The organism is Paenibacillus rigui (assembly GCF_002234615.1).
In the GTDB taxonomy this organism is placed as follows: Bacteria; Bacillota; Bacilli; order Paenibacillales; family NBRC-103111; genus Paenibacillus_S; species Paenibacillus_S rigui.
On record NZ_NMQW01000012.1, the window covers coordinates 246,536 to 269,234 of the forward strand.

General features: G+C 50.4%; 19 protein-coding genes. 7 read left to right on the forward strand and 12 right to left on the reverse strand.

What is annotated here, in order from left to right:
* The first annotated feature begins 403 nt into the window (after window positions 1–403).
* From CF651_RS08660 to CF651_RS08675, 4 genes are all read left to right on the forward strand, one after another.
* Window positions 404–1,375 carry an HD domain-containing phosphohydrolase gene (locus CF651_RS08660; RefSeq protein ID WP_245855787.1) on the forward strand — a complete coding sequence of 324 codons (972 nt, stop codon included), beginning with the start codon at window positions 404–406 and terminating at the stop codon, window positions 1,373–1,375.
* Window positions 1,376–1,502: 127 nt separating this feature from the next.
* Entirely contained in the window at window positions 1,503–3,035 is a 1,533-nt protein-coding gene (locus CF651_RS08665; RefSeq protein WP_094014455.1) for a spore germination protein, read from the forward strand.
* Window positions 3,036–3,048: 13 nt separating this feature from the next.
* Window positions 3,049–4,131 carry a GerAB/ArcD/ProY family transporter gene (locus CF651_RS08670; protein ID WP_094014456.1) on the forward strand — a complete coding sequence of 361 codons (1,083 nt, stop codon included), beginning with the start codon at window positions 3,049–3,051 and terminating at the stop codon, window positions 4,129–4,131.
* A complete protein-coding gene (locus CF651_RS08675) occupies window positions 4,124–5,218 on the forward strand; it encodes a Ger(x)C family spore germination protein (RefSeq protein WP_094014457.1) in 1,095 nt (364 codons plus the stop codon). The genes CF651_RS08670 and CF651_RS08675 overlap by 8 nt, the downstream gene beginning before the upstream one ends.
* Window positions 5,219–5,278: 60 nt before the next feature.
* Here CF651_RS08675 and yhfH read toward each other — a convergent pair whose 3' ends face one another.
* Together yhfH and CF651_RS08685 are read right to left on the reverse strand one after the other, a co-directional pair.
* Window positions 5,279–5,491, reverse strand: a complete 213-nt coding sequence (yhfH, locus tag CF651_RS08680) for a protein YhfH (protein ID WP_094014458.1) — start codon at window positions 5,489–5,491, stop codon at window positions 5,279–5,281.
* A 203-nt stretch (window positions 5,492–5,694) separates the two neighbouring features.
* Window positions 5,695–6,516, reverse strand: a complete 822-nt coding sequence (locus tag CF651_RS08685; protein WP_094014459.1) for a phytanoyl-CoA dioxygenase family protein — start codon at window positions 6,514–6,516, stop codon at window positions 5,695–5,697.
* Between the two features lie 86 nt (window positions 6,517–6,602).
* On the opposite strand from CF651_RS08685, the gene CF651_RS08690 reads away from it, so the two are divergent.
* Window positions 6,603–7,466: a helix-turn-helix domain-containing protein gene (locus tag CF651_RS08690; protein ID WP_179232738.1), complete on the forward strand. Its 864-nt coding sequence runs from the start codon at window positions 6,603–6,605 to the stop codon at window positions 7,464–7,466.
* 37 nt (window positions 7,467–7,503) lie between these two features.
* Here the strand turns inward: CF651_RS08690 and CF651_RS08695 are convergent, their stop codons facing one another.
* The 10 genes from CF651_RS08695 to CF651_RS08740 form a co-directional block, all read right to left on the reverse strand.
* Window positions 7,504–8,475 (reverse strand): phosphotransferase, encoded by a 972-nt coding sequence (locus CF651_RS08695; protein ID WP_094014461.1) that lies wholly within the window; start codon window positions 8,473–8,475, stop codon window positions 7,504–7,506.
* 132 nt (window positions 8,476–8,607) lie between these two features.
* Window positions 8,608–10,128: an amidase family protein gene (locus CF651_RS08700; RefSeq protein ID WP_094014462.1), complete on the reverse strand. Its 1,521-nt coding sequence runs from the start codon at window positions 10,126–10,128 to the stop codon at window positions 8,608–8,610.
* 141 nt (window positions 10,129–10,269) lie between these two features.
* The gene (locus tag CF651_RS08705) at window positions 10,270–11,247 is read right to left on the reverse strand and encodes an aldo/keto reductase (RefSeq protein WP_094014463.1); all 978 of its coding nucleotides are present in this window, start codon (window positions 11,245–11,247) and stop codon (window positions 10,270–10,272) included.
* A 406-nt stretch (window positions 11,248–11,653) separates the two neighbouring features.
* Entirely contained in the window at window positions 11,654–12,763 is a 1,110-nt protein-coding gene (locus tag CF651_RS08710) for a rhamnogalacturonan acetylesterase (RefSeq protein WP_425436233.1), read from the reverse strand.
* A 97-nt stretch (window positions 12,764–12,860) separates the two neighbouring features.
* Window positions 12,861–13,886 carry a glycoside hydrolase family 88/105 protein gene (locus CF651_RS08715; RefSeq protein ID WP_094014465.1) on the reverse strand — a complete coding sequence of 342 codons (1,026 nt, stop codon included), beginning with the start codon at window positions 13,884–13,886 and terminating at the stop codon, window positions 12,861–12,863.
* A 30-nt stretch (window positions 13,887–13,916) separates the two neighbouring features.
* Window positions 13,917–14,759: a carbohydrate ABC transporter permease gene (locus CF651_RS08720; protein WP_094014466.1), complete on the reverse strand. Its 843-nt coding sequence runs from the start codon at window positions 14,757–14,759 to the stop codon at window positions 13,917–13,919.
* Window position 14,760: 1 nt separating this feature from the next.
* Window positions 14,761–15,669 carry a carbohydrate ABC transporter permease gene (locus tag CF651_RS08725; RefSeq protein WP_094014467.1) on the reverse strand — a complete coding sequence of 303 codons (909 nt, stop codon included), beginning with the start codon at window positions 15,667–15,669 and terminating at the stop codon, window positions 14,761–14,763.
* Between the two features lie 247 nt (window positions 15,670–15,916).
* On the reverse strand, window positions 15,917–17,236 hold the full coding sequence (locus CF651_RS08730; RefSeq protein ID WP_094014468.1) for an ABC transporter substrate-binding protein: 1,320 nt from the start codon (window positions 17,234–17,236) through the stop codon (window positions 15,917–15,919).
* 125 nt (window positions 17,237–17,361) lie between these two features.
* Window positions 17,362–18,918 (reverse strand): response regulator transcription factor, encoded by a 1,557-nt coding sequence (locus CF651_RS08735; RefSeq protein ID WP_094014469.1) that lies wholly within the window; start codon window positions 18,916–18,918, stop codon window positions 17,362–17,364.
* A gap of 21 nt (window positions 18,919–18,939) precedes the next feature.
* On the reverse strand, window positions 18,940–20,700 hold the full coding sequence (locus CF651_RS08740) for a sensor histidine kinase (protein WP_245855788.1): 1,761 nt from the start codon (window positions 20,698–20,700) through the stop codon (window positions 18,940–18,942).
* Between the two features lie 426 nt (window positions 20,701–21,126).
* Here CF651_RS08740 and CF651_RS08745 point away from each other — a divergent pair, with 426 nt between their 5' ends.
* Both CF651_RS08745 and CF651_RS08750 read left to right on the forward strand, forming a co-directional pair.
* Window positions 21,127–22,254 carry a hypothetical protein gene (locus CF651_RS08745; protein WP_094014470.1) on the forward strand — a complete coding sequence of 376 codons (1,128 nt, stop codon included), beginning with the start codon at window positions 21,127–21,129 and terminating at the stop codon, window positions 22,252–22,254.
* Window positions 22,255–22,316: 62 nt separating this feature from the next.
* Window positions 22,317–22,637: an OmpL47-type beta-barrel domain-containing protein gene (locus tag CF651_RS08750; protein ID WP_144029034.1), complete on the forward strand. Its 321-nt coding sequence runs from the start codon at window positions 22,317–22,319 to the stop codon at window positions 22,635–22,637.
* Window positions 22,638–22,699 lie beyond the last annotated feature (62 nt).

Sequence of the window (22,699 nt, forward strand, 5' to 3'; positions counted from 1 at the left end):
TTTCGCCTCTTCTATATAATAAAACTTATTACTAAGCGTTTCAAATCCATCAGATAATATGAACGATGTTATTTTTTGCCGCCATCCTTCAATCCAAGCAAGATAAACATTCCGACAATGACCAGGAACACAATAAAGCTGCACAAAACATCAATCCACATCGGAGCCTCCCCCTTCTGTATGTAGGGATTATGGCCGGATCCTGCAACCCGGCTGCACAAAACAACTAGCTGCTGCAATATATTGTATGCGCTATCTTCCGGTTGTGCGCCCATCTGCTCACGTGATGCTGAACAAAAATGTTCCCGTCAAATCGTCAAACTTTTGAATGCAGCCTCAACATAAGCCCCTGCCTGTGGTAAACTAGCATTTGATGTTTATTTACAGCAAAGGAGGAAGCCCCTTGCAGCCTTGGTCTCATTACTTACAATTGGCCGACGCCGTCATCATTACGGATCAACAGCACCGAATTCTCGATGTAAACAAGAAATATGAAGAATTAACGGGCTACCCCCGAGACTATATGGTGGGTCTTCGCGCCAATTTCTTAAGCTCGCGTCTCACCCCTAAGAAAACGTACGAGAGTATGAAAGCCGCCTTATCGCACCGGCTTGGCTGGTCCGGTGTGTTCGTTAACCGCAAACGAAATCAGGAGCTGTGGCACACGAATATTACGATCACGCCCATCCCCCATCTGCAGGATGTATTTTATGTGGGCGTCGTTCGGGATCTGGACGATATGCCTGAAGGCAGCTACTTATCGGAAACACGCAAAGTGAAGCTGCAAAATGAAATTTTGAAAGTGTTGGCCATCTCCTGTGAAATACGGGACCCTCATATTGAAGAGCACCTGCACCAGGTTCAGATAGGCACTGAGAAGCTGCTGAGAGCTCATAACGAGCGGATGAAGCTGGGGCTGACTGAAGAATACATACACCAAATCGTTAATGCCAGCATCATGCATGACATCGGCAAGTCCGGCATTCCCGAAGGAATCTTGTACAAACCGGGAAAACTGAATTACTATGAGCGCCATATTATGGAGACGCATCCGTTAATCGGTCTCGAGATTGTCAATAAAATATCCAATGAATTGGAAGACGATATTTTGGATGAAGATTTGAAGATTGCAAAGCACATTATTCATTACCATCATGAAAAATGGGACGGCAGCGGGTACCCTGCCAAGTTGAAGAGCACCGACATTCCGTTCGAAGCGAGAGTCGTCTCCATCGTCGATGTGTACGATGCCTTGACCAGCAGGCGGGCTTATAAGGATGCTTGGTCTTCGGACAAAGCGATTCAATTTCTTAGGGAACAACAAGGCGAAGCCTTCGAGCCGGAGCTGGTTGAGAGCTTTTTGGCGATGATCTGATTCGGAGCTGCCCTGATGACTGCCGATCAGCAGCCTCCCCCCTCATGTTCAATCCAATGTATGATCTGTCCACCTCTGGGTAAAATATCCTCATGAAACTTCTAGCCCAGGGGAGCCCGCATAAATTATGTTCAAATTCCCTTCCCTGCTCCGTTTGCTGCAGCGGGGCCGTCAACAGCCCGATCAGCCCCACAAGGCCTTGCCTGCTTCCGGTGTGGAGCAAAGCTCTAATGAGCTGCATGAGCAGCCAGAGGATGGCTCCACCAGCCTGCAGAACATCCTCAGCCAATTCGAAGACTGCAGCGACCTGAGTCATGTGTCTCTTCATGGAGACGGACTGCACCTGGTTTACTTCTCGCATCTCATTCAAAAGGAGGTGTGGGACCGTCAAGTTTTGACGACCCTGAGAGAGACTCCGCCGGAACAGCTTGCTGCTCTGATGAGTCAGGCACCCTTTACTTCCGCCGACGGCAGCAAGGACATCGTACTTGCTATTTTGGACGGGGGAACCGCCATTTTTTATCAAGACCGTGTGCATTTAGCTTTTGTTACAGGCGGTGAAACAAGAGCGGTCAACCAGTCGGAGACGGAATCGGTTATTACGGGTCCGCACGACGCTTTCGTTGAAACGGCGGAGACGAATCTCTCCCTCATCCGGCGCAGAGTCAAAAGCTCCCACTTGAAGGTGGTTAAGCTGACCGTAGGCGAAGTCTCGAAAAATACGGTCTATATTTTGTACATTAAAGACATTGCCAATATGCACTTTGTACATACAATGATCGAACGGATCCAAAGCATCGAGGTGGATGCCGTTTATGACGGCAATATGCTGACGCAATACTTCGACGATCAGCCGAACTCGGTGTTCCCGCAATTTCTGACTACAGAAAGAACGGATTCGGCAGCATCCAAGCTCATCGGAGGCCGGGTGCTCTGTCTGGTGGACGGGAGTCCGACCATTATCTCCGCGCCTGCGGCGTTCCTGGAATTTTTCTCTTCCCCCGACGATTATTATCAGCGGTGGATGCTGGGTACGGCCACCCGTTTGCTCAGGCTGGTCGCTTTTCTTATAACGATTATCTTTACTGCATTCTACGTGTCTGTAACAACCTATCATTACGAAATGATTCCGGAGACCCTCATTATTACGTTAACCGAATCGCGAAGCCGCGTCCCCTTTCCCCCTCTGTATGAAGCGCTGCTGATGGAAATTACGATCGAGCTGCTTCGAGAAGCAGGGGCCCGGCTGCCGACTAAAATCGGCCAAACGATCGGTATCGTAGGAGGTATCGTCATCGGCCAAGCCGCTGTCCAAGCCGGACTGACAAGCAACATCCTCATTATCGCTGTCGCCTCCTCCGCCATCGCGTCCTTCGTTGTTCCGAGCTACGTGATGAGCGCGTCCATTCGTCTTGTCCGCTTCGGCCTTATCGTGTTGGCTGGGATTTGGGGGAACTTCGGCTTAATCCTGGGTGTAACGGCGCTGACGATCCATATATCCGGCATAACGAGCTTGGGGTCCTCCTACTTGATCCCCATTGCTCCTATGAAGTGGAATGACTGGCGGGACGTGCTTATACGAGCTCCCCTGTGGATGATTAAAGACAGACCCTCTCAGCCTCAAAGCCCGAACCAAGTAAAAAACAAAATGAGAAAATAAGGATGGATCGGATGTGCAGGAAAAGATAACGCCCTACCAAACTGCGATTATCGTATTCATGGCTCAATCCGGCATTGTCATTTTCAGCTTGCCTCGGCTTGTGGCTGAAACCTTCGGATTGAACGGCTGGATTGCCGTTCCCGGGTTCGGCATCATTTCGGCCATCAACCTATGGCTTGTTTCAAAGGCGTACCGTGCATGCAAAGGCAGAACGATTTTCGAGGTTATGGAAGCGGCTTGCCCCAAGTCGCTGCTTTACCCGATATATTTGGTCATCGCCCTCACTTGGGCATTGCTCGGCTGTATGGTTGTGAAGGAATATGTCCTCATCTTCCAGATGCTTTCGTTTCCGACGACGAATCCGATGGTATTCAAGCTGAGCATCAGCGTGCTGGCCTTTTTGCTGCTCATCAAAGGGATCTACACCATCTCGAAAGCGATCACGATGTTTTTCTGGCTGTTCGCTTGGATGAATTTACTGATGCTGTTCTTCCTTCCCGATCTCGAGCTTGGCCGATTGACGAGCTTTCTGTTTCACGAGGGAGAGCACCCTTTTAAAGGAAGCATCAAAATATTCACTGCTTTTCTCGGGTATGAGATCTGCCTGCTCTTGTTCCCTTATTTCGATGCTTCGGACAAATGGCATAAATCGGCCCAGATCGGCAATATGGCGGTAGTATTCGTGTATACTTCCATCTGTTTTATCGGGTATACTTTCTTCAGCTTCGAGCAGCTCCGTCACTTGACCTTCCCGATGCTGGAAACGCTGGCCTATATCCGACTTCCTTTTATTGAACGTCTGGAGAATTTACTTTACAGCTTTCTGCTGTTGAATACTTTGGATACGGCCGTGCTGTATTATTGGTCCGCTCAACAAACGTTTCAGCGCATCTTCCCAAGGCTCAGCGACAAACGGCTTAGCTTTATTATTGTGCTCTGTTCATTTGCTATTGCTTTCATCCCCAAAACGATAAAAGAAGTAGAAGATTGGCTTTATGTCGTAGGGAATTCTGCGTTGTATATCGCTTATCTTCTGCCCCTCGCTATCATTGGCATCGGATGGATTTCGGGAAAGGAGCGCCCCTCGAATGGGTAAACGGATCGCTGTCTGCCTTGTACTTTCCTTGCTGCTTACAGGCTGCAGGGATCAACTTATCCTGGAGCGGCTCGGATTCACCCAGTCCACCTCTTATGATCTGCTCCCTGACGGAAGACTAAAAATCAGTGTCAGCATCCCCAAAACCGACCCTGAGTCTACCGTTCGACGCGAGATCCTATCCACGGTTGCACGTACCAGTAAGGAGGGACGGCTTAATTTATCCAGAAAGACTAATCTGATTCTCGTCAGCGGTCAGCTCCGGACCACACTGTACGGGCTGTCACTGGCTAAAAGCGGCTTATGGAGTCATCTGGATACGCTGCAGCGGGATCCGACGATTTCTCCGAGAGTCAAAGTTGTCATTGTGAACGGGGAAGCCTCCCAATTACTGGAGCACAACTTCTCCCAGCATCCGCGCACAGGACAGTATATTGACCGTTTGCTGGAAAAAGAATCCAACGGCGGGAGCATCCCCCGTGTGACCTTATATGATTTCGTAAGGGATTACTACGACGACGGAATTGACCCGGTCGCTCCAATTGTCGTCGGCCGTAAGGATAATATCGAGATGGACGGCATCGCTCTTTTTAAAAAGGACAAGTACCGGATGAGAATTGAGCCGGTCCAAGTCATGTTCTTCGCTTTGGCCCGCGGAAAAGTCAATCGCGGGGAGATGAGCATCGATTTGACCGGCAAGGAAGGCACCGAATCGGTCATGCTCGACTCTGTTGAAAGCACCCGGAAACTCAAGGCAACCAAAATGAACAATGGTTCCATAGGTATCCACCTGCAGCTTTCCATTCGGGGAGCGATTCGGGAGTATATAGGGAAGCTTCGGCTGGCTGAGACCAAGGACCACCAGCTGCTGGAGGAGGCCATCTCCAGACATATCAGCAAGCAGCTGGAGGACATAATTCGCAATATCCAGAAGCATGGCGTTGACAGCCTTGGATTCGGCAAGGTCGTCCGCAACAGCTTAACCTATAAAGAATGGAAGGCTCTGGATTGGAATGCCGTTTATCCGCGCATTGCGGTCAAGCTGTCTGTCGGTATTCAAATTAAAGACCAAGGAAAATTGGAATAACCCTCGAACCAGCTCTTTTTTCGAGAGTTGGTCGGGGGTTATCTCGTTTCATCAAGCGGTCTATAAGCAGTAATCGTCGATAATATCACAGCCCTGCATGAAGCGAACCGGCTTCCCGGCCGGTTGAAGCGGGGAAAGCGGGTAAAATGTTTTTCCCTCGCATGCATCACAGGTTGTCTTGTAGCAATCGGATTGTTCCTCCAGGGTAGTTCCACAGCGGCAGCAGCGTTTGGCGGCATACAGTTCAAAGGGATTCATGGGTTCAACTCCCATCGGTCAGCACTCCTTTGATCGCTTTTCCCTTATTATACACCATGAACATTACAGTTATGTTACCGCTTTCAAAAATGTGTAAACTATTTTTCAATCCGAAATGTATAACAGATCGACTGACTTCCTACAGCACTGCACCGCGCGCCGGAAACTGCGCACGGTGTACCTGCACTCTATTCTATATTCCCCAACTTCGTGTATGCTCAATGAGCGGCTGATACTGCCTCAAATTCCGTTCCGCAAGGCCCGGCATCCTCGTTATCCTCAAGTGTCACGTCGGTGCCGTCGTAACGGTACAACGGTTTATAATATTTTCCGATCCGTGTCGTATCGACATCCGAGTAGTGACAAATGAAAGCGCGACGGAACCGGTCGGCTGAACGGTTCGGATACGAGCCATGAATGACACTCCCATTGAAGAACAGCACGTCCCCTGCTTCCATGACAGCAGGCACCACCTCGTAGCCTTCGGGAACCTCGACTTCCTCTTTGGTGAAGGATACCTGGGGATCTGCCTGGTGCGGGCATTCTACAGCAAGCTTATTGGAACGCGGTACGACCATCAGGCCTCCGTTCTCCTCGTCCGCCGGGTCCACAGCGGTCCACGCCGCGATACACGTTCCCGGCTCCACCTTCAAATAAAATTGATCCTGGTGCAGCGCCTGCCCCTTCGCACCGGGCGGCTTGAAATAAAACATGCTTTGAGCGGCGAGAGGGTCCCCACCGAACAAATCCGCCAAAATATGCATCACCTTCGGATGAAGCATATACTCAAATGCTGTATCATTGATCTTATGCGGATGCATCATCCGCGGATACTGCTTCAAAATATCGCCGCCCGCCTCCTCCGCGGGGACAGCATGAAAGCAGCCCGGGATGGTGCCCAGAGCATGGAGTCTCATAAATTCCTCTTTGATTTGCTCCACCTCCTGCGCGAACAATCCCCGGACTATCAAGTAGCCCTCCTCATGAAACTGATGCAGTTGCTGCTCGCTCAGTACGCCGCCCAGAACCTTGTTTGACATCTGTCCATCCTCCAATTCATAATGTGGTTAGCTTCAATCAACTGACCTCATTATAGAATGAACGTCGTTCCGGAGGAATGAAACAAATGGCTGAAAACCTTAACGATCCTGCTGCATCCCACATGGAAGAAACGGCTTCCCCCCCTTCCGGTATTCTCATCGCAGGCCATTTCACCCAGCCCTTCGGCTATCAAACGTACCGCTCCCATGGAACGCGGGACTGGCTCATTACGTTCACGCTTTCCGGTTCAGGACAATACAGGCTGAACGACGAGCTGGTCACCTGCGCTGCCGGAGACATTGTTCTGCTTCCACCGGGAACACCGCATGATTACCGGACGCCCGAGAACAGCGTATGGGAGTTTCTGTGGGCGCATTTTGTTCCCCTGCCCCACTGGTTCGGCTGGCTGGAGCTGTCCCGGGAGCCGGGTGCATGGACCTCGCTCCACCTGGAGCCGGGAGAGCTGAAGGAGCGCGTCGAAGCAGCGTTCAAGCGGCTGCTCCGCGACAGTTTGGAGCTTGATTTTTACCGGGGACAGCTTGCAATGAATGCCATGGAGGAAATCTTGCTGCTGCTCTCCCGGAACCGGACACGGCAAAAAAGCGGAACGCTCGATCCGCGAGTAGACGATATATGGAATTATTTAAGCAGCCATATGAAGGAGCAGCACAGTGTGGAGCAGTTGGCAGCTCGCGTTGCCCTGTCCCCTTCCCGTTTGTCTCATTTGTTCAAGGAGCAGGTCGGAGAATCGATTATGGAAGCCCTTATGCGGCTCCGCCTGCGCCATGCTTCCAGGCTGCTCGAGCATACCTCCCTGCTTGTTGCCGAGATCGCGGAGGAGATCGGGTTTCACAGCCCTTTTTATTTCACAAAACAGTTCACAGCCCATTACGGGACAAGTCCATCCTCCTACCGTAAAGAGCTGCGGCTCCGCTCTGAGGGAAATTAGCTACATGAGGAGAAGTTTAAGCCCGCAGGGTGCTCTCTTAAGCCAGCTCGTTCATCAGATCCCGGCTGATGTGCTGCGTTATTTGCTGCTGTTCTCTTAAAGCCGGCACTTCATCGGCAGTGCAGTTCTTCAAATCCTTCTCGACAAGCAGCAAAATCCACAAGCTATGCAGAAGCGCATAGTGATAATAAGCCGTCATGAACGATTCCGCGTTGATTGATGTTCCGAGTGATGCCCGACGGCGGACATACGCCAGCAGCACTTCCTTTCTCAGGGAAGGCTCTACAACAGGCTTGGTGTACCGCGGGCTTGTAATGTCGAGCAAATTATACAAATCCCAGAACACGGAATTACGATGAACGTATTCCCAATCCATAATGACAAGCTCGCCTCCGGCTAGCAGCGACAAATTCATCGGATGAAAATCACCATGGCTGATGACCATTGCCATCTCCAAGCCGTCCGGAAGGGGGGAATCGAGCAGCGTCATCGCTTGTCGGATCTGCTGTTCCGTCCATTGGAGTCTACCTAGCGTCTCCGCAAGCGACCACCCGGGCGTTACCTCCGTCACCTGCCTGCGCACTTCCTTCCAGCCCGGCGAATGTCCTTCAAAGGAAGCAGGGACCTGCTCCAGCGGAAGCTCATGCCATAGGGGGATTGCTTGTGCCGCATGCAGCAAGGTTCCCCAGTCCCAGTTATGTGTGAGCTCCCCCAAATCCTCGTAAATCGCCCAGAACCGTTTCGGGTCCTGATGCTCGGCATATGCCAGCAGACGGGGATAACGAACCTTGAGCAGGGGCAGCACATTCCGGTATATCCATATTTCACGGCCCATCGTATCCTCATTCGTCAAAGGCTTAAATATATAGCTGCCATCGAGCCCCTTAGCAATAAACCTTTCGACCTTTTTGCCGTTCCGCCCGATGTATAAAATGTTCCGGCTGATGAGCTGTCCGTCATCCAGCTGACCGTCCTTCTGCACCAACCGATCCCACGGTCCCTTTACCAACTCCGCACACACTTCCTTTCGAACAAGCTTGTAGCCTCAATATATGCGATAATCGGCAGCGGATCAATTCATTTTTAACAATATCTTAATAAAAAGCTTTAATATGTAGATTGAGAAAAACCTAGCCTGCGGCTAGGTTAGGTCCTTGTCTAAATTCGTACGTTGTGCTACTTCTTTATCACCCGGATCTGGCGGACTACGGAAAAGTGTTGCCTGCTCAAAGCTGTACGCAATGCTGATTAGTGTAGGTTCACTGAAAGCCCTCCCGGAAAAGACAACACCAAATGGCCCCTGCGTCGAATCGCCATCCGCATCTATTGTTCCTTTTGCTGAGTAACCCGCGGGCACCGTAATAAGCGGATACCCTAACCGGGCAGCAATGTACATGCCATCGATGTCACCGGGTAACATTAAGGCATCTAAGCCGTGTTGATCGAGTGCATAGTCAATCCCTTGCGATACAGCCGGATAGTTATATTCCCGACGTTTAAGTTGATAGGTGATCTCGTTCAACGCATTTTGTTCCGAGCGAATCAGATTGTCTTGGCCAAACCTCAATGCGGAAACAGCATGTTTCTGATTATACTCAATCAGTTCTTGAAGAGAATGCACGGACAAATCCGAGTCCAGCTTCGATAAATAGCGATTCAGGCCGGTTTTGAATTCGTAGCAGATAACATCATTGTTCCATGGCTGCTGTTCCAAGTGGAGGTCCACAGGATCGATCACTGCAGCACCTTGCTCACGCAAAACTTCGATAGCGGATTCCATGATGGAAAGTCTTTCTTCATCCAACGACCGGTAGTAATGTCTAGGAATCCCGATACGAGTTTTACCCAGAAAATCCCGGTCAAGATAAGTTGTGTAGTCATGACAGGTTCGATGCGGACTAGTCCATGTTGCCTTATCTTTTTCGTCAATCCCGACGATTGCCCCGAGTAGGATCGCTGCATCCGTGACCGTCCTGGAAATTGGCCCCGGCGTATCCTGACTTATAGAGATCGGGATAATGCCCCTGCGGCTCGCAAGCCCTACAGTAGGCTTTATTCCGACGAGAAAATGTTGGCTGGCCGGCCCTATAATCGAACCCGCGGTTTCAGTTCCGATCGCTGCTGCTGCCAGGTTTGCGGCAACAGCGGCAGCTGATCCTGAACTTGACCCGCTGACGAAGAGCTTACCAGGTCCATAGGGATTCAATACATATCCGCCTCTGGAGCTGTATCCTGCTGGCATATGATCGGACATAAAATTCGACCACTCGGTCATATTGGCCTTACCTAGAAGAACTGCGCCAGCAGCGCGGAGCTTTGCGGCTATGAACGAATCTTCAGCAGCAAACGACTCAGCCAATGCGACTGAACCAGCGCTCGTATGCATCCGGTCGTGCGTATCGATGTTATCCTTCAGCAGGATTGGAATTCCGTGCAGCGGCCCCCTGCTGCCTGTTGCATTTCGCTCAAGGTCAAGATTCCTTGCTATTTCAAGCGCATCGGGATTGATCTCTAATATGGCATTGATCAAAGGATTATACCTATGAATGCGTTCGATATATGCAAGTACGAGGGCTTCGGACGTACATTCGCCCGAAGACATTGCTTTTTGCATGCTCAGCAGATCGGCTTCTTGAATCCAATCCTGTAAGTTGATGCTCATAGATTAAGCCCCCTGGAACTGGTAAATTTTAGAATGGCAGTCATATGGTAACATACTGCCTTGCCCAGGGGATAGGGAAAGTTTTGATAGATCTGATTTTACCAAAATATTCGGAACATCCCGCTCTTGACTGCTTGCCGCCTACGGCATTCTGCTTCCTCGCGAGCTCACGTACAAGGAATACCATTCCTCGCGGGTCAGCTCCAGCTTCGCTGCGTCTTGGCAAGCGCGGATGCGGGCGGCTTGACTTGTGCCGATAACCGGTTGAATACGGGCAGGATGACGCATAAGCCACGCCAGCACAATGGCTTCACGGGTCGTTTCCTTCTCTTCTGCCATCGCCTGAACGAGAGCCGCGGTTTGTTTTACAGCATCGCTTTGACCCTCCAAATCCTTCCCGCTGAACAGGCCTTTAGCAAGAGGGCTCCATGCTTGAAGCTGAATGTTTTCCATCTGGCAAAACTCCATGGTGCCGTCAGGGAAAGAAACCTGCGTCCCCTGCTTCTGGTTCTGGTGAATGCCGTTATCCAGCCAGTCCAATTTCAACAAGCTCATTTCAAGCTGATTCGCAATCAACGGCTCCTCGATGCTCGCTTGCAGAAAGCGGATCTGGGCGGCGCTCATGTTCGAAACACCGAATGCTTTCACCTTGCCAGACTGCTTCAGCTGCCGGAACGCTTCCGCTACTTCATCGGGCTCCATCAACGGATCCGGACGGTGGAGCAGCAAAATATCGAGCGATTCGATATTCAATCGGGACAAAATGCCCTCCACGCTTGACGTAATATGCTCCTTGGAGAAATCGAACCTGCCGGGACGGCCTGGTCCCTCCTCGAACCGGATGCCGCATTTCGATTGAATGACGATTTGGTCCCTAAGCTCCGGACGCTCCTTCAATACTTGGCCGAATACGAGCTCCGCGTTTCCGCGTGCGTAAATATCCGCATGGTCGAACATCGTAATACCTATCGATTGCGCCGCCTCCACTGCTTCATGCGCTTGCTTAACAAGCTCGGGGGTTACCGGATTGCCGCTCCAGCCTCCACCTAAACCCATGCAGCCCAATACGAGCTGACTTGCATTCCAACCGCGCTTTTGCAGCGGCGTCAACTTGCTCATTCGTAATTCTCCCTTCAAAGACTCCGCATTCTCTGTGAAGCCTTATTCCTATTTGTAAACCATACACCTGATTATAGCGGACAGGCAGAGGATTGAGAATGACGCAACTTAGGTATACCTGCTAACTTTCAGGTAAGTCACGGGGCTGCACAAGCTTGCTTCAGGAAGGTGTTCAGCGGTCCGTGCTATTCGACCGACAGCCATGCAGGGCGACAATAAGCGCTAAGGTTTTGCGCCATGCTGTGATCTGCTTGGGGGTGGGGACGGCATGGTTCGCCAGCTGTCATTTGTAACATGCACGCAAAAAAACAGGAGCTGCCAAAGGCTGCCCCTGAAAAAGTACGGCTGCATGTACGGATCCTTCTTCCGATCCTTGTTGTTCCCGTTTTTTTAAAAATTTCAACTCTCAAGATTTTAAGTATAAGGTCAAGGGCTGAAGCCGCAGCTCCCGAATGCCGTCCGCCACCAACTTGGCGATCCGGATCGCTCCGTTTTCCTGAAAATGCGTATTGTCCTCCACACCGCGCGGGAAGTGAATAAATTCGCCCGGGGCCGCCCACATGAACACGGACTTCGTTTCCTCCGGTCCCAACGCCTCGAACAACGCCTTGCTGCGCTCCGCCAGATCGATCAGCGGTACCTGCTCCGCCGCCGCCAGCTCCCGCATGGCGGTAAGATACTCGCCGTGCGTATCCACAATCGTACCGTCAGGCGCAAAGAACCGGCGCTGCACGGAAGTAATCAATACCGGATGCGCTCCCCGCTCTCTCGCCGCATCAATGTATCGCATTAAATGCTCCTGATACGTTGTGAACGGGTCCGTATGGCGTTCCTCATCGCTCTTCTGGTCGTTATGGCCGAACTGGATAAATAAATAGTCGTTGGCTTGAATCGACTGGAGAATCGTGTCCAGGCGGCCCTCGCCGATGAAGCTTTTCGAGCTCCTGCCCGATTTGGCATGGTTGGAGACCGCTACCTCCGCCCGGAACCATTGCGGCAGCATTTGTCCCCAGCCTGCGAACGGAAAGTTATCCTCCGTCTCATCCGTTACCGTGGAGTCACCTGCAAGAAAGATCGTGGTCGTCTGCTTGGATGGCACAATATCCATTGCATTAATGCGGGGCGCGAGACCGCTGAAAGACAGCTTCAGCTGGCCGTCATCAATCTGAACGGAAAAGCTCTGCTTTTCAAACTGACCCGCACCGGTGCGAAGCTTGTGCAGCATAAGCCTTCCCGAGCCTGACTTTACCGTGGTGACCGTTTCGGTAATTGCGTCCCCTAGCAGCAGCGTCGCATTATACCTGCCGTTCGGTAAATCCACGAGAAATGCCGTGTCCATCGGGATGCAAAAATCACGCCGAAGTGCAGCAGGCTCCTTCCGGTCTCTGGCCGCGACCTTCTCAATCTCTTTAAAGCCATACCCCTGCTCCGCCGTGTACACGGTTGCGGCAGTAATCTTTGTATAGCAGGGCGCAGCTTCTCCAATGCCGAAATCAAATTGATAGGACTTATCCAAGGTCATACTCCTCCTGAGTGCAGCAAAAGTCCGTCCGACGGAGGGAAATGAGATGCTTGCCCCCAGTCGAATAGACTTTTGTCCTATTTTCTCTATTTTACCATAATTGTCTTTGCAGCAGGGAGGACAAGAAGGTCAGCGCCAGGCCTTGCCCCCACCCTTGTACACGTTTGTGCGGTACGCCCTTGTAGCCATCGATATCTTTCATGACTGCCGTCCCTGCGGAAACGCCCAGCACGGAGCCGTCCGGTGAAATACGGGACAAAATGCCTTCGATCGCCGGGTTTACGTACTTGTTGTACATGTTGCCGCTGGACAGCAGCGCTGCCGCGATCCCTGCGGAGCCGGACGTTTCCGTGTAAGCCGTCGGATCCGTCAGCACCGTATGCCACATGCCGTCCTTCGCCTGGAGACGAACCAGCGCCGCCAATTGATCGCGCAGCGAGCCTTCAATCACCATGAAGGAAGGATGCGTCACATGGACGAGAGTAAGCGCCCTTGCCATCGTAATGGCTGCCCAGGAGTTGCCGCGCGCCCAGAATACGCCGGACATATGGTTTTGCGCCAGGTTGTCCCAGCCATGATAGTACAGGTTCGTCACCGAATCCTGCAGGAAGTTCTCGTGTCCGTGGTACTGCTTGATGCCGTCCTCCAGATAATCTTCACGGCCCAGCAGCGTGCCGATCCGAACAAGGAAGTAGCCGGCCATGAACATTGTGTCTACCCAAGCCTGCTCAGGGAAATTGTAGGCCTCCGAGTTCACCGTGTGCTGAAAAATGCCGTCGGCAAAACGCTCCGCGTCGTTTTTCAAGAAATCCGCCATTTGGATGGCGATGTCGATATATTTTTGCTCGCCTGTCGCTTTGTGCAGTGTCAACAGAGAATGCCCAATCGATACGCCGTTGATCGTCAGCTTCGGCAGTCCGTCCTCCAGCTGTTCATCGACCCAGCCCTTCAGCAAATCAAGATACTCCTGCTTGCCGGTCGCTTCATAAGCCTCGGTTACGCCATAGAAGGCGACGCCGCCCGGCCAATCCCAATTGAAATCCATTTGGAATGTACGATGAACGACACGGTCAATCACCTCACGGATTTGTTGTTCGTCAAATTGCAATGCTGGCATAGCTTCTACCTCTCCTCTCATCGGTTAACCTCATTTCAGGCCGCTGGTGCTGATGCCTTCCACAATATATTTTTGAAAAATCAAGAATACGGCAACGATCGGTGCAAGAGACAAGGTCGCCATCGCGAACATCCCGCCCCAGTTGTTCAAGGAATCGCCGTCAAGGAACAGCTTCAGTGCAAGCGATACCGGATACAACGTCGGTTTGTTCAGGTACAGCAGCGGGTTGATGAAGTCATCCCAGCTCCAGTAGAACGAGAAAATCGTCGAAGTCACGAGTGCCGGAACGATCAAAGGAAGCACGACACGGAAGAAGATCGTGTACTTGTTGCAGCCGTCCATCTTGGCCGCTTCATCCAGCTCCATAGGAATCGTCCGGATAAACTGCATGATCAGGAAGATAAAGAACGGCTTCGCAAAAAAGCTAGGTACAATCAACGGCTTAAAGGACGACAACCATCCCAATTTGGCAAACATTACGTACTGCGAAATAATCGTCACGTCGTGCGGCAGCATCATTGTCATCATGACACAAGCAAACCAGAAGCCTTTTCCTTTGAAAGGAATCCGTCCGAAGGCATAGGCGACAAGTGCCGAGGAAACGACGGCTCCGATCGTGGAGAAAATAACGATAATGAACGAGTTTTTGAAAAAGGTGGCGAAGGTCGTTCCTGCGAACCCTTTCCATCCGGTTAAGTAGTTCGAAAACTCCAGGCGGCTTGGGATCAAGCTGTACGCCTGAGTAAAGATTTCATCATTCGGCTTCAACGAGCTGATCGCGAGCCATAGAATCGGATAAATCATCAAGAAGGCCAGTATACCGACACTTAAGTGATAAATCCATGGTCTCAATAGCTTACGGCTGTTCGGCATCTTACTTCTCTCCTTTCGACTCGTAATGTACCCAGTAGGAGGATGTTTTGAAAATAACCAGCGAAATGACGGCAATGATAATGAGCATTACCCAAGCCATCGCGGAAGCATAACCCATCTCGAAGAAGGAGAACGCTCTGCGGTACAAGTACAAGGAATAAAGCAGTGTATTGTCAAGCGGCCCGCCTTCGCCCCTGGAAATAACATAAGCCGGAGTAAAGGTCATGAAGGCCGAGATCGTTTGCATAATCAGGTTGAATAAAATAATCGGGCTTAACAGCGGCAGTGTAATGCGGAAAAACTGGTATACCTTATTCGCTCCGTCCACGCTCGCCGCTTCATACAACGATTGCGGAATGTTCTTCAAGCCTGCCAGGAAGATCAGCATCGACGAGCCGAACTGCCATACGGACAGAAGAATTAAGGTCCAGAGCGCCGTACCGGGATTCCCGATCCAGGACGTGCTGCTTTCGATCCCAACCATGCCGAGCACCGAGTTCAGCAAGCCTTTGTCGCCGAAAATTTGGGTCCACATGATGGAAACGGCCACGCTGCCCCCGATCAAGGAAGGCAAGTAATATGCGGAACGGTATACGCCAATGCCTGCAACGGCTTTATTCAGCAGCATCGCTACGATCAAGGCGAAGGCCAGCCGCAGCGGTACGCTTGCAAATACATAAGTAAAGGTGACTTGGAACGATTTCCAAATCTTCTCGTCATCGGTGAAAATTTTAGTGTAGTTGTCCATGCCTACCCATCTAGGCGCTTCCAACAGGTTATAATCGGTAAATGAATAATACAGCGAAGAGAACATCGGAAATAACGTAAAAATCAGAAATCCGAGTATGAATGGTGCGGCGAATACGTAGCCAACCGTATTGTCACGATCCAACAGCTTCGTAAGTTTCATGGATTTCAACCCCTATGCTTGTAATGTCGAAGGAAATGCGTGTTCCTTACCTCTTACCTTTAATTATAAGGATTCCGCCCACGAGCAGAAGGCAAAAAACCGTTCATTTTGTTCAAAAAACAGACTACGGATGGTCAGAAAATCCGCTAGGCTCCGACGAATTTCCACGCTCTGCGCTGTTGTTCCATCGTACTTTAGCACTAAAAAACCGGATACTGACAAAGTCTCAGCATCCGGTCCATGGGTCTTACTTTTTGTTTTTCGCCAAAATCGCATTGGCATCCTTACGGAATTTCGCAGCGGCATCCTCTACGGAAATTTTCTTGTACAGGATTTGCTCGCTCAAGTCTTTCAGCAGCTTCTCTACCTCAACGGAGCCTACAGGGTTCGGAGGATCCATTGGGGAGCTGTTCTGCTCTGCCCATGCCACATAGTCAAATACTTTCGCTTCAGCTGGCGTCAGGGACGGCTTCAACGCTTCTTTCACTTTGGAGGAAATCGGCACGCCGCGCTCGCCTTTAATGATTTTGTTCGCATCGATATCGTTCACGAAGAAGTTGATGAATTTCACCGCTTCTTCTTTTTGCTTCGAGTTCTTGGATACGGAGAAGCCCATACTTGGCTTCAGGAACAAGCCTTTGTTGCCGTCAGGTCCTGGAATTGGAAGCAGATCCAAAGGACGCTTTGCTGCAGCGGACATCGCTACATATTGGTTGGACCAAGCGATGGAAGCAAACGCGTTGCCCATTACCATTTCATCATCTTCCGGGATGAATTTCTTTTGTCCCAGCTTATCCAGGCTCAAGAAGTAGCCTTTGTCGTACCAGCCTTGGTAACGCTTGTAGTAGTCAACAAACGCCTTATCGTCCGTGTAGCCCAATTGCGTGCCGTCAGCAGCATACATTTTTTGGCCAACCGTTCTCAGGTAGTAAGGGAAGAACACGTCATAGCGCATGTAGTCGGAAATCAGCTTGCCGTTTGCTTTCAGCTTCTCACCGATTTTGCCCATATCGTCCCAAGTCCAATTTTTGGCTGGAACCTCTGCGCCGACTTTTTTCAACAGCTCGGTATCCGCCGTAGCGCCGAGTGCATTCGTACCCAAGGAAAGCTGATACAGCTTGCCGTCATACTCGCCGGAGCTTACAACGTTCGGAGCTACGTCCTTCACGTCCAAAGTGCCTTTGGTTGTATAAGGCTTCAGGTCCTCCAGCTGGCCTCTGCCGCCGTACTGAGCCAGGTAGCTCATATCCATTTGGATGATGTCCGGCAAATCATTGGCTGCCGCTTGCGGAGCAAGCTTTTTCCAATAGTCATCAAACGCTGCGTATTCCGCTTCGATTTTGACGTTCGGATTTTTTTGTTGATATAGCTCAATCACCTTCAAGGTGTAGTCATGTCTCGCTTGTCCGCCCCACCATGCAATGCGCAATTTTACAGGATCTTTGCTCGTTCCAGCCGCTGCTTCCGGCTTTTTATCTCCTGCGGGTGCTGTGCTTGCTCCTCCGCCACTCGAACATCCTGTGAAAACAAGAGCTGCCGAAAGAATCAGGGTCATTGCTTTCTTCATATTTATTTCCTCCCCTTTGTATAAAATCCGTTAAACCAATTTTCATAGCGCTTACATCATCATTATCCAACTTTAGACCCGAATCGTTAATCCAAAAAACCGTTATCTTTGTTTAAAAAACAGACTTATGAAGGAGATTTCATATATTCAGAGGGTCTGCATCCGACATATTTTTTAAAAACTTGGCTGAAATATTGCGGATTATCGCCAAAGCCCAACATTTCCGCAATCTCGAAAATTTTCACATCCTCGTTCTTCTCTATCACTTCCGTCGCTTTTTTGATGCGGAGCTTCATGACATAGTTGGAAAATTTCTCGCCGGTTTCCTTTTTGAACAGCTTGCCCAAATAATCCGCATTCATATAAAGCATCTGATGCGCGACCCAATTCAAGGACAGCTCCGGATTGCCCAGCTGCTCCTCAATGATTTCGATCACTTTATCTACAATGGCGCTATGCTTGTTTTTATTCTTCTCATAGTTCAACCGGGCGATTCCGCCGGCAATTTCTTTGAATAAGCCTTGAATGGCCGCCAACGTATCCATCTCCACCAGCTTGACCAGCTTTTGCATATATTCATTCATCCGTTCCGGCTCGCCGAGACGAATCGCCGCCATGAAGAGCTGGATCACATACGATTTCGAGGTTTGAATATCGAGCCGGAGCGCGCTCATTTTGGCAAAAAATGCGTCGATTTCCGCCTCCACTTCCTCCCAGCGGCCTGTCTTGATCGGCAGTGTCAGCGTTTCCTCGTCATAGCTCCATTCCTTCGCTTGCTGGACGCTTTGGTCCAAGTCAATATCCCGCTGCGTAATCAAGCTGCCCTCACCCAAATAAAACCGGTAATTCAGGCATTCCATCGTTTGCTTGTATAAAATTCTTGCTCTCGTAATGACATCCGCTTCGCTCAGGGCGATGGTCAGATCAATTTTATAATAATGAAGGAACGTTTCACGAATTTGCTCGATTCGCTCATGAAGCTCATTGACCTCACTGACATCCTCTACCACAATCAGCACGTGGTCGCCTACGGTAGAGCTCAGCACCGTACGCTCAAGCAGCTCGGCGGCGATATTTTTCACTGCGAACAAATGCTCGAATTCAAACTTGCCTTCCAATTGAAAGCACAGGAGCCTTACCTTGCGGCTGCCGAGATCAATCGAGAACAGGTTCGCATAATATGCCCAATCATGGGCACCGTAAGTTTTATTCGTTACGAATTCCTTCAAAAACTGCTCCTTCATTTGGGGCATCATTTTTTCCAGACCGTACCGCATATTACTAATAAAATCTTCCGTCTCCTCGGACTGCTTCAGCTCCTCCACCAGCTCCTGAAGCGCCTCCGAAATTTTGCTTTCGTTGCACGGCTTGAGCAGGTAATGCTTGACCCCATACTTCATCGCGCTTTGAGCGTATTGAAATTCACTGAACCCCGACAGCAGAATCATCCGGATGCGCGGAAATTGCTCATTCACCTTGGCGGCCAGCTGCAGCCCGTCCATCCCGGGCATCCGAATGTCACTGATAATAATATCAGGCGGGTCCTGTTCGATTTTCTGGAATGCTTCGATCCCGTTGCGCGCTGTCCCTATAAGCTCCGTACCGGAATCCCCCCATGGTACGACATTGGATATGCCGTCCAAAATTATACGCTCATCATCTACCAACAGCACCTTATACATGCACATCATTCCCTCGTTTCGTTATCTGGTATAGGGGAGCAGCACGCTGACTTGGGTTCCTCGCCCCGGCTCGCTGTCAATCTCAATGCCGTACGGCTCTCCAAAAGCGATCACAATGCGTTCCTCTATATTTTTTAATCCAATTCCGCTGCCTCTTGTTGGCGCGGTTCCGGTTCGTACCTGCTCCAATAGCTCCGCTGTCATTCCCGGGCCGTCATCCTGAACCGTGATCCGCAGGAGGTCTCCCTCCAGCTTGCCGACAATACGGATACGACACGGCTCAATCATCGTTTCCACAGCATAATGAATTGCGTTCTCCAAGAGCGGCTGCAGCGTAAGCTTGGGAAGATATGCGGCATTTGCCTCCTCCGGCATGTCCAGCTCAAACAGCAGACGATCCTCAAACCGGTATTTTTGAATCGTTAAATAATTCATGACGATGTCCAGCTCTTCCTGGACGGTGATGAGCGTTTCCTTCAAGCTGATCGAGCTTCGCAGCAAAAAGCCGAGCGCTTCCACCATACGTGAAATTTGCTGCTGCCCGTTCGCCTTGGCAAGCCAATTGATCGATTCCAGCGTGTTATATAAGAAATGCGGATTGATCTGCGCTTGCAGCGCCTTGAATTGCGTTTCCTTAATTACGATCTGCTTCGCGTAGTTTTCTGTAATCAGCTCATTGATTTTACCGATCATCATCCGGTAGGTACGATGCAGCTGTCCGACCTCGTCCATCGGCAGCGCCGTCACTTCCAGCGGCTCGGTTTCCGCATAGTTGAAGTCGCCCATCTGGGCCTGCTTCATGCGGCCGATCAACGCTTCGATGGGCTTGGTAATGCTTCGCGAGAAGCCAAGCGCCAGCAAAAATACGATCAGCAGGCTGCCGATAAAGCCGAACAGCAGCAGCTTTTTCATAAATATAATTTTCTGAAAAATTTGCTCGAACGGGATCAAGCTGTAATAGGACCAGCCCAAATAACCTGACTGAATATGCGTGTAGAAGTAAGACTGGCCGTTCCGCTGCTCAATGAAATAGCCGCCTTCGCCTGTACCGTTGACCAAGCTGCCTGTTAACGGCTTCTTTGTGGGATCCAGCGGATAAATGGTGTTTTGCCCCGAGGTGATGATCATCTCCCCATTGCGCAAATCCGTGCCGGCGGTCAAATCCTCCACAATCTTGTCAAACCGGTACCGGATGATGACCGTACCCAGACGGTTCAAGTTCAAATTCTCATAGGAACGGATTTCCCTGGCCGCAATTAACGAGGAATCCGACTCGCTCGGATAGATCCATCTCATTTCGCCTGAGCCTTTGACAGATTCATCAATAATGAATTTTTCTCTCTCGGGGGATGTGCTCTTGTTGACGCCAACCCGGGAGGAAACCCCCTGCAGATCAACAACCTCGATCGATTCGATATACTTTTCATAGCCTGCGTATTGTACGAGCTTGTCTACAATATAAGAACGGATCCGGTACCTTTCATACTCCGGGGTATCCTCCCTTAATGAAAGCAGCAGGCTCTGGATTTGTGAGTCCGTAGCGATACTGAAGGATTGACGCTCGCTCTTGCGAAGCTCATTTTCAATGCCGCTTGCGGACAAATTCAACAGCTGCGACGATTTTGTATATAGCTGTTCATCATAGATCGTGTAGGCATACTGCAGCACCGAATACGTAATCAAAAAGCAAATGGCTGTAATGCTGCCAATCAGTAAAAAAACTTTATGTTTAATCCGCAAGTGATGATACGCTTGCCGGACCGATACCATCAAGCCCTTCAAACCAATCCCCTCCCCATAAAACGACAAAAACCGACTAGTGCGGCTTACCCCTTAGTTTGCTCCCATTGTAGCACATTCATAAAAAAATGAAATCTAACCCTTGATTTCAAAGGACTTGGGAAATAAGAACCTTGCGGTTTTCCCGGAAATACAGTAACTTAGACAAGTGTCGAAAAAGCACCAAAATTTATTGGAGATGAGAATATTTTGAATTTCTTTAAAAATGTTTTTCTTGTTTTGTTTAGTCTGGCTATTTGTTATTTTCTTCTAGGCGGTATTGTTATGGGACTCATCAATCAACTAGGAAGCTGGCTCAAATTGATTTAACCCCGACCCCGGTTCTGCTATGGTTTCATTTTCCTCTACTTGTTTTTCAATGTGATGTAAAAAATGACTATGGGCACATTCATTTAGAGGGAGATGACCATGGTTCCTTTTACTCAACGTTGGATGCTTCTGATTTCCTTCCTTATTGTTACCTTTCTTCTTAGCACCTCTACCTACGCAACTCCTGATGAAAAGCTCGTTGTAGCAGTGAAGGTCTCCGCAGAATCGGCTTGGGAGACCCGCCTGGAGCTTAACGAATCCAAATGGATCAAAGCTGTCAAAAGCCCCGAAGGGCGGGCTGCTGTTCACCATATTCCGGCAACGGATACGTACCTGACTTTTCATACGAACCATCAAACCTTCACTTATCTTCTGGATGCTCAAGGCCGTCTGTTCGACGAGCAAAGGATGGAGCGGCTCACCCTGCCGGAAGAAGCCGCAGCAGAGCTCCTACAACACCGGGATAGCCTGCGTTCGCAGCATTATGGTCAATTTCTGGAATGGGATCAAGCCAAGCAGGTCATTCCTAAAAAAACGAAGTTTAAAGTGATCGATATGGAAACAGGGCTGGGCTTCCATGTGCAAAGACGAGCCGGATCCAGCCATGCCGATGTGCAGCCGCTGACCAAGGAGGATACCGCCGTAATGAAGCGCATTTACGGTGGGGTTTGGAGCTGGACCCGCAGGTCCATCATCATTGAGACGGATACTCAACAGCGGATAGCTGCATCTATGCACGGCATGCCTCACGGGGGCGATGGCATCCCGGATAATGATTTCTCCGGCCACTTCTGCATTCATTTTCCGGGAAGCTCCACCCACGGCTCCGGCAAGATGGACCCCGGACATCAGCTGATGATCTATAAGGCAGCCGGGAGGCTGGATGATTACATGGCTAAGGCCTCGCCGACCGGGCTTATCGATACATTCTTCCTTGCACTGAATCTCCATGACCGGCAAGCAGCCAGAATGAGCTTCGCCCATGGGCAAAATCAGCAGCTGGCCTTCTTCCTGCAAAACAGCACAGACGATGATCGCTGGGTTCATCAGATTCACCTTCGGCAAAAGGAGGACGCGACGGCGGATGCCCTCGCACTGGAGATTCCGGTTGACGTGCGGCAGTCGCGGCCGCATCATAAAGAAGCCCGCATGCGTTTAACGTTCCAGCTGAAGCGAAGCTCTCCTGTCGAGCCCTGGAAAATCGATTCCGTTGGCATGGTTTCCTGAGCGGGCACAAACCAAAGAGCCTTCAGTACACTTCCCAATCGGGAATGTGTGCGGAAGGCCCTTTGCAGCCTGGGTATATTATCGCCGTTAGAGTTGAATTTAATGATAACAGTTACGACAAAACGGTAAGCTTATCCGTGAGCGCTGGCGTATACGGTGGAACGGTGACAACGGAGTACCAAGTGAATGACGGTGCCTGGATGACCTATACCGGATCCATTCCCGCCTTCGGGGAAGGGACCTATTCGCTAGGTTATTGCAGCAAGGATCAAGCGGGCAACTTCGAACAACTCAAGACCGTCGAATTTAAGGTAAGCAAGACGGCGACGGCTTTATCCGTCCAGCTCGATAAAACGTCGATTTGGCCGGCTGATCACAACTAGCGAATCAGAGGCAAGGGCAGCGGATTTATTTATAATGGAAGTTCCCGTGTAACGGTCAATTG

Bases quoted from the DNA above. Each gene is read 5' to 3' on its own strand.
- CF651_RS08665 (WP_094014455.1), top strand. From the start codon at position 1,503: ATGTTCAAATTCCCTTCCCTGCTCCGTTTGCTGCAGCGGGGCCGTCAA.
- CF651_RS08675 (WP_094014457.1), top strand. From the start codon at position 4,124: ATGGGTAAACGGATCGCTGTCTGCCTTGTACTTTCCTTGCTGCTTACA.
- yhfH (WP_094014458.1), bottom strand. From the start codon at position 5,491: ATGGGAGTTGAACCCATGAATCCCTTTGAACTGTATGCCGCCAAACGC.
- CF651_RS08685 (WP_094014459.1), bottom strand. From the start codon at position 6,516: ATGTCAAACAAGGTTCTGGGCGGCGTACTGAGCGAGCAGCAACTGCAT.
- CF651_RS08690 (WP_179232738.1), top strand. From the start codon at position 6,603: ATGGCTGAAAACCTTAACGATCCTGCTGCATCCCACATGGAAGAAACG.
- CF651_RS08700 (WP_094014462.1), bottom strand. From the start codon at position 10,128: ATGAGCATCAACTTACAGGATTGGATTCAAGAAGCCGATCTGCTGAGC.
- CF651_RS08705 (WP_094014463.1), bottom strand. From the start codon at position 11,247: ATGAGCAAGTTGACGCCGCTGCAAAAGCGCGGTTGGAATGCAAGTCAG.
- CF651_RS08715 (WP_094014465.1), bottom strand. From the start codon at position 13,886: ATGCCAGCATTGCAATTTGACGAACAACAAATCCGTGAGGTGATTGAC.
- CF651_RS08720 (WP_094014466.1), bottom strand. From the start codon at position 14,759: ATGCCGAACAGCCGTAAGCTATTGAGACCATGGATTTATCACTTAAGT.
- CF651_RS08725 (WP_094014467.1), bottom strand. From the start codon at position 15,669: ATGAAACTTACGAAGCTGTTGGATCGTGACAATACGGTTGGCTACGTA.
- CF651_RS08730 (WP_094014468.1), bottom strand. From the start codon at position 17,236: ATGAAGAAAGCAATGACCCTGATTCTTTCGGCAGCTCTTGTTTTCACA.
- CF651_RS08735 (WP_094014469.1), bottom strand. From the start codon at position 18,918: ATGTATAAGGTGCTGTTGGTAGATGATGAGCGTATAATTTTGGACGGC.
- CF651_RS08745 (WP_094014470.1), top strand. From the start codon at position 21,127: ATGGTTCCTTTTACTCAACGTTGGATGCTTCTGATTTCCTTCCTTATT.